The sequence below is a fragment of the Exiguobacterium sp. JMULE1 genome, from assembly GCF_013337175.1.
GTDB classification, from domain to species: domain Bacteria; phylum Bacillota; class Bacilli; order Exiguobacteriales; family Exiguobacteriaceae; genus Exiguobacterium_A; species Exiguobacterium_A indicum.
Genome location: NZ_SGWC01000002.1, coordinates 2023105 through 2036839, shown reverse-complemented (window position 1 = coordinate 2036839; position 13735 = coordinate 2023105). Strand labels below are relative to the sequence as shown.

11 protein-coding genes and 1 other annotated feature are annotated in these 13735 nt (G+C 43.9%); of the genes, 9 read left to right on the top strand and 2 right to left on the bottom strand.

Features of this window, described 5'->3' with window-relative positions; translation table 11 throughout:
* Positions 1-27 precede the first annotated feature (27 nt).
* The 4 genes from EXW93_RS11010 to EXW93_RS10995 all read left to right on the top strand — a co-directional run bounded on the left by EXW93_RS11010 (position 28) and on the right by EXW93_RS10995 (position 5712).
* Positions 28-972, top strand: a complete 945-nt coding sequence (locus EXW93_RS11010; RefSeq protein WP_023468902.1) for a beta-ketoacyl-ACP synthase III — start codon at positions 28-30, stop codon at positions 970-972.
* Between the two features lies 1 nt (position 973).
* Positions 974-2212, top strand: a complete 1239-nt coding sequence (gene fabF, locus EXW93_RS11005) for a beta-ketoacyl-ACP synthase II (protein ID WP_023468901.1) — start codon at positions 974-976, stop codon at positions 2210-2212.
* A gap of 223 nt (positions 2213-2435) precedes the next feature.
* Positions 2436-3863: a peptide ABC transporter substrate-binding protein gene (locus EXW93_RS11000; protein WP_174316459.1), complete on the top strand. Its 1428-nt coding sequence runs from the start codon at positions 2436-2438 to the stop codon at positions 3861-3863.
* 205 nt (positions 3864-4068) lie between these two features.
* Positions 4069-5712: a peptide ABC transporter substrate-binding protein gene (locus EXW93_RS10995; protein ID WP_023468899.1), complete on the top strand. Its 1644-nt coding sequence runs from the start codon at positions 4069-4071 to the stop codon at positions 5710-5712.
* A 96-nt stretch (positions 5713-5808) separates the two neighbouring features.
* Here EXW93_RS10995 and trpS read toward each other — a convergent pair whose 3' ends face one another.
* Positions 5809-6810, bottom strand: a complete 1002-nt coding sequence (trpS, locus tag EXW93_RS10990; RefSeq protein WP_029342196.1) for a tryptophan--tRNA ligase — start codon at positions 6808-6810, stop codon at positions 5809-5811.
* Positions 6811-6861: 51 nt separating this feature from the next.
* Positions 6862-7067, bottom strand: a binding site (T-box leader).
* Positions 7068-7123: 56 nt separating this feature from the next.
* A complete protein-coding gene (locus EXW93_RS10985) occupies positions 7124-7504 on the bottom strand; it encodes a DUF3899 domain-containing protein (protein ID WP_035396667.1) in 381 nt (126 codons plus the stop codon).
* 272 nt (positions 7505-7776) lie between these two features.
* On the opposite strand from EXW93_RS10985, the gene EXW93_RS10980 reads away from it, so the two are divergent.
* The 5 genes from EXW93_RS10980 to EXW93_RS10960 all read left to right on the top strand — a co-directional run bounded on the left by EXW93_RS10980 (position 7777) and on the right by EXW93_RS10960 (position 13735).
* Entirely contained in the window at positions 7777-9390 is a 1614-nt protein-coding gene (locus EXW93_RS10980; RefSeq protein WP_174316458.1) for a peptide ABC transporter substrate-binding protein, read from the top strand.
* A gap of 333 nt (positions 9391-9723) precedes the next feature.
* Entirely contained in the window at positions 9724-10650 is a 927-nt protein-coding gene (gene opp3b / locus EXW93_RS10975; RefSeq protein ID WP_023468895.1) for an oligopeptide ABC transporter permease, read from the top strand.
* On the top strand, positions 10650-11681 hold the full coding sequence (gene opp3C / locus EXW93_RS10970; protein WP_023468894.1) for an oligopeptide ABC transporter permease: 1032 nt from the start codon (positions 10650-10652) through the stop codon (positions 11679-11681). Before opp3b ends, opp3C begins: the two co-directional genes overlap by 1 nt.
* Before the next feature lie 27 nt (positions 11682-11708).
* On the top strand, positions 11709-12782 hold the full coding sequence (locus EXW93_RS10965; RefSeq protein WP_023468893.1) for an ABC transporter ATP-binding protein: 1074 nt from the start codon (positions 11709-11711) through the stop codon (positions 12780-12782).
* The gene (locus EXW93_RS10960) at positions 12782-13735 is read left to right on the top strand and encodes an ABC transporter ATP-binding protein (protein WP_023468892.1); all 954 of its coding nucleotides are present in this window, start codon (positions 12782-12784) and stop codon (positions 13733-13735) included. Before EXW93_RS10965 ends, EXW93_RS10960 begins: the two co-directional genes overlap by 1 nt.

Sequence of the window (13735 nt, the reverse complement as noted above, 5' to 3'; positions counted from 1 at the left end):
GATACTAATAACAAAAGGGGATGCCTTATGAAGATCGGGATTGTAGGATTAGGAACGTCTTTGCCGTCACGCCGCGTGACGAACGATGAATTAGCAACGACGCTCGATACGAGCGATGAATGGATTCGGACACGGACAGGAATCGGGGCACGACGGATTGCAGCCGATGATGTGGATGTCACTGACTTAGCGACAGAAGCTGCTCAGAAAGCGCTTGATGATGCTGGATTGACAGTAGAGGACATCGGGTTGATCGTCGTCGGAACGGCAACAGGACGAGCATTTCCGTCTACTGCCTGTATCGTTCAAGAGCGTCTTGGAGCACGCGGAGCGACTGCATTCGATATTAGTGCGGCATGTAGTGGTTTCATCTTTGCATTACAAACAGCTGCTAGCATGTTAGCAACAGTCGAAGGAAAACATGCGCTCGTCATCGGTGCTGAAAAAATGTCGAGTATCGTCGACTGGTCAGACCGGTCAACTGCCATCTTATTTGGAGACGGTGCAGGGGCAGTCGTCATCGGATCAACTGAGCAAGAGGGTCTTAATGCCTTTGAGCTTGGAACAGATGGACGCGGAGCACATTTGTTATTTAAGGACATCGATGGACCAATCGAGATGAATGGTCGTGAAGTCTTCAAGTTCGCTGTTCGCAAATTACCGGAAATCGTTGAAAAAGTCATTCAAAAAGCGGATAGCACACTCGAAGACATTGATATCTTGATTCCGCATCAGGCAAACCTACGAATTATCGATGCAGCGTGCGAACGACTGCATATACCGCAAGAGAAAGTCATCGTCACCATCGATGAGCATGCGAATACATCGGCTGCTTCAATCCCACTCGCGCTCGAAGAAGCACGTCAACAAGGGCGCTTGACACCTGGTACGAAGCTCGTACTTGCTGGATTCGGTGCCGGATTGACTTGGGGAGCAGCATACATTACTTGGACTAAAGGAGAGAACACATAAGATGATGAGAAAACGCGTTGTAGTCACAGGAATCGGAGCACTGACACCAATCGGGAACGATGCTAATACATTCTGGGAAGCATTAAAAGAAGGAACGAACGGGATTCGACCGATGGAGCGTCTCGATATCGATGAATATCCAACAAAGGTCACTGGAGAATTGCAGAACTTCGACGTGACAGAATTCATCGAGGCGAAAGAAGCACGCAAGATGGACCGCTTCGTTCATTACTCACTTGTCGCAAGCATGGAAGCTGTAAAAGATGCTGGAATTGATATCAAGTCGATTGCTGAACGTGCAGGTGTCTGGATTGGATCAGGGATTGGTGGCGTGGAGACAATCGAGAAACAAGCAAAAATTTACTTCGAGCGCGGACACCGTCGTGTCAGCCCGTTCTTCATTCCGATGATGATTCCGAACATGGCAAGCGGTCAGGTATCGATCTATACCGGAGCCAAGGGGCCGAATAACTGTTCTGTCACAGCATGTGCTTCAGGAACGAATGCGATCGGGGAAGCACTTCGTGTCATCGAACGGGGCGATGCAGATGTCATGATCGCTGGTGGAGCGGAAGCACCAATCACGAACTTAGCGTTTGCTGGTTTTTGTTCCAACAAAGCGATGTCAACGAATCACGATCCTGAGACAGCAAGCCGTCCGTTTGACGAAGGACGTGATGGATTCGTCATGGGAGAAGGAGCAGGCATCTTGATTCTTGAAGAGTACGAGCATGCGGTAGCACGTGGCGCAAAAATCTATGCCGAAGTCAGTGGGTATGGATTAACAGCTGACGCCTACCACATCACAGCTCCAGATCCAGATGGAGACGGTGGAGCACGTGCGATGGCAATGGCAATCCAAGATGCAGGTATCGCACCAGGAGCAGTCGGATATATCAATGCACACGGAACGAGTACACCGATGAACGACATTCTTGAAACGAAAGCGATCCACAGTGTCTTCGGTGAACAGGCAAAACAACTCGTCGTCAATTCGACGAAATCGATGATTGGTCACTTGCTTGGTGGCGCAGGTGGGGTCGAGGCGATTGCGACGATTAAATCGCTACAAGAACAAACCGTTCACCCAACGATTCATCTCAAACAGCCGAGTGAAGGTTGTGACCTTGATTACGTGACGGAAGGTGCACGGAGCGTCGAATTGAATTACGCCCTGAGCAACTCGCTCGGGTTCGGTGGACACAACGCATCACTCGTCTTCAAACGTTACGAAGCTTAAGCTTAAGCGATTCCCTTGGAAAAACGAGGGGGTCGCTTTTTTGCTGATTTTCTGATTCAATAGAGAAATGCGTGTTTGACGCAGAAAGGAGTCGTTTATGACTAACATCACAAGAAAAACATCAATCCTGATACTGATCCTATTTTTATTGATTGGTCTCAGTGGTACGCTCATATATCGTCTATCATCTCAAAAGACGAAAACAGATCAGGAGACCCAAGCAGTGAAGGTTGAATTAATCGAATCATCACTCCCGAAAACATCCGATATTGCGTTAGCGACGGATAGCCGTTCTCAGACACTGTTAGCACAACTGTATGAAGGATTATATGTCTTTACTTCTGGGACATCCGTCCGTAGAGGATTAGCACAGGATATGTCAGTCTCAAAGGATCGTCTGACGTATACGATTCAACTCAAACAAACGAAAAATGCGCAGGGTCAGTCGATCACGGCACAAGACTTTGTCGATAGTTTCCGACGTGTAGCAGCTAATAAAACGAATTCTCCTTATGGTTTTTTATTTGAAGTGTTTGAAAATGGACGTGCCGTCAACGACGGAAAAATGAAGCCAGAGCGTTTAGGTGTAAAGGCGAAAGGACGCGATCAACTTGTCATCACGCTGAATCAGCCGGTTTCGAATCTAAAAGAATTACTCGCGATGTCCGTCTTTTATCCCCAACCGGAATCTAAGAAGTGGCAGGAGCTCACGGGTAATGGTGCGTTTACACTAGAACAGATGTCGAAAAACGGATATACGCTTAAGAAAAACAACCAGTATCATCAACAAAATGTTGTCACGGTCGAGAAAGTGAAAAGTCGCATCATCTTTGATCATCAGACGCAATGGAGTACGTATGAGAACAGTAAAGCAGCGATTCTTCCGTTACAAGAGAGTGTCGAGACACAAGAAGATCAAGTCTCTCGACCAACCTATCAAAAAAAGCGGAGCGGTGTCTTTTATATCGCATTTAATCAAAAAAATGAAGCCTTCCGCGAAAAAACACTCCGACAACGAATTGCTTACGCCTTGATGGAAAAAGAGTCCGTTCAACTTCCTTTAGGATATGCAGGCATTCCGACGAATCGATTCGTCGTCACAGATACGAATGTATTAATGACAGAACCGGTACAAGTAAAAAAAGAAAATGGTAAACAACAGAAGAAACAACGAATCGAGATGCTTAATTTTGATGATCCACAGGCAAAACGGATCGGGAAACAGCTCGAGACGTATCTTGAGAAACAGTTGCCTGATATTGATATCGTTCTTAAACCCGTTGCGATTGAAGAGAAAATAAATAAAGAACAATCAGCACAATATGCGATGACACTTACAGGTTGGATGCCAGATTATCCAGGTCCACTTGCGTATTTGAATCAGTTCGTTTCGGATAATCCGTTAAATTCCGTAAACTATCAATCCGATACGTATGATCAGACGATTGAAAAAGCACGACAGGCGCAAGATGTAAAGAAAAAACAAGCACTGTATCATCAAGCGGAAGAACGTTTAATTAAACAAGATGCTGTCATCGTTCCTTTGTATCAGACGACTGAAAAATTATATGTTTCTGATACGATTCAAGGAATTGAAGTCCCCATCTATGGACCAGAATACCTACTTCGATCGATGAAAATTCTAAAATAATTATTTAACTGGGACTATTTTTGCGTGTGGTCCCAGTCTTTTTTGAAAAAATATTTAGAAAAATCGGATAAAAGGTTTGCAAAATTATCAGAACATTGTAAACTATTTGTAACGAAGGGTTTGATTCGAATATAGTAATTCTTTTTTTTTCGGTCAAAAACCTGACAGTATCATGCTTTTAGAATTTTAGGGGGGTCATCGTAACATGAAGAAGAAAAGCTTTGCTCTAGCTACATCTGTAGCTCTCGTATCAAGTGCGTTCCTCGCAGCTTGTTCGACAACGGATTCAGGCGACAAATCGGGCGACACAGGTTCAAGCAAAAAATCAAGTGAACAAACGCTTAACTTGATTGAATCAGCTGATATTCCTACACTTAACCCGACGACTTCGACAGACTCGGTCTCATTCAACGTGTTGAATAACACGATGGAAGGTCTGTACCGTCTTGATGACAAGCAGCAACCAACACCAGGTATTGCTGAAAGCCACAAAGTATCGGACGACAAGTTGACGTACACGTTCAAATTACGTGATGCGAAATGGTCTGATGGTACACCACTTACGGCAAAAGATTTCGAATATGCATGGAAAGAAGTTCTAAATCCTGAGAACGCTTCACAGTATGCATATGTCTTCTACAATATCGAAGGTGCAGAAGAGTACAACACGAAAAAAGGCGATCGTGATGCTGTCGGTGTTAAAGCAGTCGATGACAAAACGCTCGAAGTTAAGTTAAAAGCACCTGCAGATTACTTCCTCGGTCTCACTGGATTCGGACCATTCATGCCGAAATCAGAAGAACTTTCGAAGAAAATCGGGAAAGACTTCGGTTCGACTGCAGATAAGTCGCTCTATAACGGACCATTCAAATTAACAGAGTGGACACGTGAGCAAGGCTGGAAAATGGTTAAAAACGATAACTACTGGGATAAAGATGCGGTCAAACTTAAAACGATCAACGTTAAGGTCGTTAAAGAGACAGCGACAGGTGTTAACCTTTACGAAAAAGGTGACATCGATCGTACAGGTCTAACTTCTGAGTTTGTTGCTCAGTACAAAGACAATAAAGAGTTTAAAACAAAAGGTGAATCAACAATCTTCTACCTTTACCTCAATACGAAGGTAAAAGCACTTGATAACGAAAAAATCCGTCGCGCCATCGATATGGGTTACAACAAAAAAGGAATCACGGATGTCATCCTTGCAAACGGATCACTTCCAGCGAACTATCTTGTACCAAAAGATTTCGCGAAAGACGCTGACGGAAAAGACTTCCGTGACAAGTATCCAACATTCAACGAATACAATGCAGACGAAGCGAAAAAACTCTGGGAAGAGGGCTTAAAAGAAATCGGTCAAAAATCGGTTGATCTTGAACTCTTGAACTATGATAGCGATGATTCGAAGAAAATTGGTGAGTTCTTGAAAGGCGAGCTTGAGAAAAACCTTCCAGGTATGAAGGTTACGATCAAGCAACAACCGTTCAAAAACAAACTTGATCTTGAGAACAAAGGCGATTTCGAGTTCTCAGTAGCGGGCTGGGGTCCTGACTATCAAGATCCAATGACGTTCCTCGATCTCTTCGTCACTGGCGGACCATACAACCGTGGTAAATGGTCAAATGAAGAGTACGATAAACTCATCAAAGATGCACAAACACAAACAGATGCAGCAAAACGTTGGTCTGAATTGCAAGAAGCTGAGAAAATCCTTCTTGATTCTGCAGCGATCTCACCTGTTTATCAGCGTGGACGTGCATTCCTCGTTAAACCATACGTCAAAGGAGTCGTCGAGCATAACTTCGGCGCAGACTTCTCTTACAAATGGGCTTCGATCGAAGGAAAATAAGCAAAATAAAAACTACTTCCGATTTTATCCGGAAGTAGTTTTTTTGTTTGGAAATATCAAAAAAGACCGGAGCATTCCGATCTTTTTTGAAAAAACTTATTTTTTTACTTTGGCACGCTTCCGCTGTAAGCCCATTGCCTTCTCGATTTTCGCGAGTTTTTTAGCAGCAACGGCTTCAGCACGGTCACGCCCAGCATCAAGAATCTGATCGAGCTCTTCAGAATCAATCAACTCATAGTAGCGCTGTTGAATCGGTTCGAGTTCCGAAATGATCGCTTCCGCGACATCTGCTTTAAATGTTCCGTAGTTCGAACCTTCATATTTAGTTTCGAGATCTGGAATCGAGATGCCAGCGAGTAGGGAGTAGATCTCAAGCAAATTCGACACACCTGGTTTGTTTTCTCGATCGAATTTGACGATACCTTCCGAGTCCGTGACGGCAGATTTCACTTTTTTACGAATGACGTCTGGTGCGTCAAGCATCGAGATGAAGCCTTTCGGATTCTGATCAGATTTTGACATCTTTTTGTCTGGCGTCGTCAGGCTCATGATCCGAGCTCCTGACTCAGCGATGATTGGTTCTGGTAATGTGAACGTCTCATAGTAACGACTATTGAAACGCTGAGCTAGGTCGCGCGTTAACTCAATGTGTTGTTTTTGATCATCCCCGACCGGAACGAGTTCCGCATCATAGAGTAGGATATCGGCTGCCATGAGTGTTGGATAAACAAACAGACCTGCACCAATCCGGTCTTTTCCTTGAGATTTATCTTTATACTGTGTCATACGCTCGAGCTCACCCATTCCGGAGAGACACGTCAACATCCAGCCGAGTTGCGCATGCGCTTTGACTTCCGATTGAACGAAGATCGTTGATTTTTCTGGATTCAGACCACTAGCGATGTAAAGTGCAGCAAGGGCGCGTGTATTGTTCATCAGTTCGACACGATCAATATCGACCGTGATCGAATGTAAATCAACGACGCAATAATACGCATCATGCCCGTCCTGTAAGTTAACAAAGTGTTTCATGGCACCTAAGTAATTTCCGAGTGTCACTGTTCCTGTTGGTTTGATACCTGAGAAAATCGTTTTCATAGTGAAATCCCTCCAAATAATAAAATCAAAATAAAAAACGCCCCTTGAAAATCAAGGGACGAATCATCGCGTTGCCACCCAAGTTGCTATTTACATAGCCGCTCAATTTGCTGTAATGGGCACACCCATCTGACTCTACTTGATTCGAATCAGCCACTCGAAAGTCCATTCACGTAGGCATCACCTGTCCATTTCCAGCACCATGGACTCTCTGAAAGGGATGTACCTAAGTTACTACTCTTTGTCATCGTGTTTTCTTGTTTAATTCATTTAATTTTACCATACGATAGAAGGCACGTCACGGTGATTTCGATTAAAAGTAAGAGATGATCAGCGATACGATGATGAAGATGACACCGCTAGATACATAAGGTTTCGTTCGGGCAGAAGCTCGATTTTGCTTTTTACGGAGGACTTCTTCCTCTTCGTCATCATCTTCGTAGTAATCACCATCAATCTCTCGAAGCTTCGCCTCCCGTTGTTTTTTAAATCCAGCTGTCATGCCACGGAAGAAGCCGTTAGCCGACATGTTGGAAAAGAATCCGATTGCCATCAGCAAAAAGCCTCCAATGAACAACCCACCGGATAGATGGTATATAATACCGTGCGTCGAATCGATGATAGTCGCCCATATCGTATAAAGTAACACCAGAATGACCGCAGTGATGACCGGTCGGAAATAGGTCGATCGCATGAAAAATCCCCCTTTATTGCATTGATACTCTTAGTATACGAAACTTTTAATCCTGTTACGAATCAGTAACAGACGAATGATGCAAAATAGCAAATAGTGTGACTATTTACTTGACGTTAATGCTATTCTCACATAAAATCAATTTATCACTTCGTTTAGGTTTTTGAAACTAGGTCAATGGATTTTGGGGAATACATTGCAGTTTCGACGGGACGTTATTGATGTCATAGGCATTATGGCAACTTGGAAATTGAAAAGGAGATGACTTACCGATGAAGAAAAAAACAGTCGGTCTTGCTTTATCCGTCATGCTTGCAGGAAGCGCTGTGCTTGCTGGATGTTCGACAGGTGGAGGAGACAGTGATTCAGGTTCGACAGACGGAAAGAAAAATTTACGTTTGACGGATACATCGGATATCACGACAGTTGACCCAGCGAAAGCTACGGATGCTGTCGCGTTCAACATGATCGGGAACACGATGGAAGGTCTTTATCGTTTAGACAAAGACGGAAAAGCGATTCCAGCACTTGCAGAAAAAACAGATATTTCAAGTGACAATTTAACGTATACGTTCACACTTCGTGATTCGAAATGGTCTGACGGTACGCCGGTCAAAGCACAAGACTTTGAATTTGCATGGAAGCGTGCAGCTGATCCGAAAACAGGTTCTGGTTATTCTTACATCTTTGACACGTTAAAAAACGGCTCTGATGTGACAAAAGGTAAAAAATCTGTCGACGAACTCGGTGTTAAAGCAATCGATGACAAAACGTTAGAAGTAAAACTTGAGCGTCCGGCTCCTTACTTCCTCTCATTGACATCTTTCGGTACGTACACGCCAATTAGCGAAGATTTCTACAAAAAGAATGAAAAAGACTTCTCACTTAAACCAGATAAATTGCTTTATAACGGTCCTTTCGTTTGGGAATCGTGGAAAACGGATTCAAAACGTGTTCTGAAAAAGAACGATAACTACTGGGATAAAGATGCCGTCAAACTTGATGAAGTTACGATCAGTGTCGTTAAGGATACGTCAACAGTAGCGAATCTTTATGATTCAAATGAGATTGATTATGCAGCTCTGACTTCAGAGCAAGTTGAAGCTTATAAATCGAAGCCGGAATTCAAAACAGCTCTTCGCTCTTCGATTGCTTATTTGAAATTCAACAACGAAGATGCAACGATGAAGGACGTGAATGCACGTAAAGCCATCGCTCGTGCGATCGATCCAAAAGGAATCACGGATACGCTTCTTGCGAACGGATCGATTCCAACAACAAGCTTCATTCCAAAAGACTTCGTCAAAGATGCATCAGGAAAAGACTATACAAGCGACATCAACTGGTTCGATCGTGATGCTAAAGAAGCAGCAGATCTTTGGAAAAAAGCAAATGGTAACAAAAAAACAACGATTGAATTGCTCTCATTCGATAGTGAAGATGCGAAAAAAATCGGTGAGTATATGAAAGGTCAAATCGAGAAGAATCTTCCAAACGTCACAGTTGCCATCAAGCAACAGCCGTTTAAGAATAAACTCGATCTTGAAGCAAAAGGAGATTATCAAATCTCTTACTCACTTTGGGGTCCAGACTACCAAGATCCAATGTCTAACCTCTCGATCTTTGAATCAACAAACAGCCAAAACGACGTCAAGTATAAATCCTCTGCTTATGATAAATTGTTGAATGCAGCGAATGAAGAGTCAGATTTAACAAAACGTCTTGATCTCTTTAAACAAGCGGAAGCACAATTGATCGAAAAAGATCAAGCGATTGCTCCAATTTATCAAGCTGGTTCTGCATATTTAAGCCGTCCGACGGTCAAAGATTTCAACCGTCAATTGTTCGGAGCAGATTTCCAATACAAATACGTTGACATTAAGTAATCGAGAATGGGAGCGTCCCCTGATCAGTTCGGGTACGCTCCTGTTTTATACTACTTTTTCTGAATGGAAACTCATTTTTTACGAAAATGTGAAAGTTTCGTAAAAAAGTAGTTCTAATTACTTTGTTAGCAAAGTATAATGGAATCAAACGAAAAATTCTGACTATTGGATGAAATTAGAAAAACATCCAAACGAACATCAAATCAAAGCACAATAAAAAAGAATTTTTAAATTTTTATGACAAAATTCTTGAATGTTCCGACAATTGTGGGTCATACTGATTTTATTGATGTTTCGAAAAAAACAGAAAATCTTTATAGGGGGTGCCATCTTATGGGCCGTTATTTAGCTCAACGCCTGATCTACGGCGTAATGACGTTTTTACTCATCGCTTCGTTCACTTTCTTCTTGATGGATCTGCTACCAGGTTCACCGTTCCAAAACCAGGAGAAACTTTCTCCTGAACAGTTGAACATCCTTCGGGATAAGTACAACTTGAATGATCCACTTCCGCAACGCTACGCAGCGTACATGGTCAACTTGTTCCAAGGAGATCTTGGTATTTCATTTAAGTATGATAGCCGTCCGGTAACGGATCTGATCTCTGAACGAATTGGACCATCGGCTCAACTTGGAGTTCAGGCGTTGATTCTTGGCGTCCTACTAGGGCTTGTACTTGGTGTTATCGCGGCGCTTCGTCACAACACAGTGATTGATTATGGTGCGATGTTCGTATCGGTTATCGGGATCTCAGTACCTTCCTTCGTATTCGCCTCACTCCTTCAGTACTATGTCGGCGTGAAATGGGGCGTTTTGCCAGTCGCGTTCTGGGAAAGCCCGGCGCATACTATTTTACCGACCATATCGTTATCACTTGGGGTCACGGCCTCGATTGCTCGATTCGTCCGTACAGAGATGTTGGAAGTTACAGGTCAGGATTACGTCACGTTAGCTAAAGCAAAAGGCCTAGATGGTCAAGCGATTACTTGGAAACACATGGTTCGGAATGCTTTGATTCCGGCAATCACGATTCTTGGACCGATGACAGCTGCGCTAATCACAGGTACGCTTGTTATTGAAAAAATCTTTGCGGTACCAGGACTGGGTGAGTTATTCGTATCATCGATCACACAAAATGACTACACGGTTATCATGGGAACGACGTTATTCTTCTCGGCAGTCTTCATTCTCATGATCTTAATCGTCGATTTACTGTACGGTGTCGTTGATCCACGGATTCGTTTGGGGGGTAACAAATAATGGCTGAACAAAATTCAAATGCAAAATCAGAACAGTTTGATTCGTCACTGTTCCAACACGTTGAGTTCAATGAACAGGCGGGAGAACGCCTTGCTGGTAAAAGTTTAAACTTCTGGCAAGATGCATGGATGCGTTTGCGTAAGAACAAAGCGGCGATCCTATCGTTAGCGGTCATCATCATCATCGCGATCATGTCACTAGTGGGTTCTTCACTTTCTGGTAATGATCCTTATACCCAAACAATCACACAGGCTAAACTTCCGCCTAAAGTTTCAGGGTTAGAGTGGGCTGGTTTTGATGGTATGGCAACACTTGGTGAAACACCGATTGATTTTTATAAACAAAAACAGGTGACAGAGAACTTCTGGTTTGGTACGGATCACCTTGGTCGTGATCTTTGGTCACGTGTCTGGGAAGGCACAAAGATTTCCTTATTCATCGGTTTAATGGCAGCAGTCATTGACGTTCTCGTAGGTGTCACATACGGTGGTATCTCTGCTTATTATGGTGGACGTGTCGATAACATCATGCAACGGATTGCTGAAATTTTGACAGGTGTACCGAACTTGATATTAATTATCTTGTTCATCTTAATTCTTGAACCAGGGATTACGACGATCATCCTTGCGATGACGATTACCGGCTGGATCGGGATGAGCCGACTTGTTCGTGGTCAAATTTTGAAACTAAAGAACCAAGAGTTCGTTCTTGCAGCACGGACACTTGGTGCTTCTAGCACACGGTTGATCTTCAAACACTTGATTCCAAATACCTTGGGAACGATCATCATCTCACTCATGTTCACGATTCCAAGTGCAATTTTCTTTGAAGCATTCTTAAGCTTCATCGGTTTAGGACTTGCACCACCACAACCGTCACTTGGTACTTTGATCAACGAAGGGTATAAAGAACTCAAAACGTTCCCTTACTTGCTCGTTGTTCCATCGACGGTCATCGTACTCCTCATGATCAGCTTCAACATGTTGGCAGATGGATTACGTGATGCGTTCGACCCACGTTTACGACGCTAACGGAAACTAGAGAGGAGCTCATTCACAATGGAAACTATTTTATCTGTTCGCGACCTGAATGTCGCTTTCCATACGTATGCCGGGACGGTTCAAGCCGTCCGCGGTGTATCGTTTGATTTGAAAAAAGGCGAGACACTCGCAATCGTTGGTGAGTCTGGTTCTGGTAAGTCAGTTACTTCAAAAGCAATCATGCGTTTGATTCCAAACCCACCGGGTGAAATCACGAAAGGCGAGATTTTATTCGAAGGTCGTGACTTAGTTAAGCTTTCCGATAAAGAGATGCAAAAAGTCCGTGGTCGTGATATCGCAATGATCTTCCAGGATCCAATGACATCACTTAACCCGACGATGACAATCTATAAACAAATCGCTGAAGGCTTAAAACGTCACCAAGGTTTAACGGGTGACGCAGCGAAGAAACGTACACTCGAACTTTTGACACTCGTAGGGATTCCAAACCCAGAAGCGCGTCTGAAACAATACCCACACCAATTATCAGGTGGGATGCGTCAACGGATTGTCATCGCGATCGCACTTGCTTGTAACCCGAAAGTATTGATTGCGGATGAGCCGACAACTGCACTCGATGTTACGATTCAAGCTCAGATTCTTGAGTTATTGAAAGACATTCAGCAAAAAACGGGTACAGCAATCATCTTCATTACGCACGACTTAGGTGTCGTAGCGAACATGGCTGACCGTGTAGCCGTCATGTATGCTGGTAAATTGATTGAAAAAGGTACAGTAGATGAGATCTTCTATGAGCCGCGTCATCCATATACTTGGGGACTACTAGGTTCAATGCCACGTCCATCGGATGACCGTTCACAAGATCTTCCTGCGATTCCAGGAACTCCACCGAACTTGATGCATCCACCAGTCGGTGATGCGTTTGCACCGCGTAACAAATACGCGATGAAGATTGATTTCGAGAAAGAACCACCTTTCTTCAAAATCTCAGATACACACGAAGCGGCGACGTGGTTGCTCCATCCACAAGCACCTTATGTTGAACCACCTGCAGCAATCCGTGACTTGGCATTAAAATACCGTCCGGACAGCGTGTTCTCAAAATCGCTTCTGAAAGGCGGTCTGAAGTAATGGAAAACCGTAAGAAACTACTTGAAGTAAAAAACTTAAAACAACACTTTAATATTGGTCGCGGTCGTGTCGTTAAAGCAGTCGATGGTCTCTCGTTTGATATCTATGAAGGAGAAGTGCTCGGTCTTGTAGGGGAGTCAGGCTGCGGTAAATCGACAACTGGTCGTTCGATCATCGGCTTGTATGATGCGACAGACGGCGAAGTCATGTTCAAAGGTGAAAACGTACACGCGAAAAAATCGCGTAAAGAGAAACTGAAGTTTAACCGTGCGATGCAAATGATCTTCCAAGATCCATATGCCTCTTTAAATCCACGTATGACAGTCGGTGATATCATCGCTGAAGGTATCGATATCCATGGCTTAGCGAACTCGAAAGAGGAGCGTAATAACCGTGTGTATGATTTACTTGAGACTGTTGGTTTAACGAAAGAACACGCGAGTCGTTACCCGCATGAGTTTTCAGGTGGTCAGCGTCAGCGGATTGGGATCGCACGCGCACTTGCTGTAGAGCCGGACTTCATCATTGCGGATGAGCCGATTTCAGCACTCGATGTATCGATTCAAGCCCAAGTCGTCAACTTGATGAAAAAACTACAACGGGATCGCAGTTTGACATACTTGTTCATCGCCCACGATTTATCGATGGTCAAGTATATCTCAGACCGGATCGGTGTTATGTATCAGGGTCACCTCGTTGAATTGTGTGATGCAGATCGTCTGTATGAGAATCCAGTTCATGCGTATACGAAGTCACTTCTATCAGCGATTCCGCTTCCGGATCCAGAGCACGAGCGGACACGTAAACGGATTATCTTTGATCGTCCGACGAGTGGACCGGTTGGTAAATCGGATGAAGATTCGAGCATTCCACCACTTCGTGAAATCGAGCCAGGTCACTTCGTTTCGATGACGGATGCAGAACTTGAAGCGTATCAAGCGCAACTCGTATAA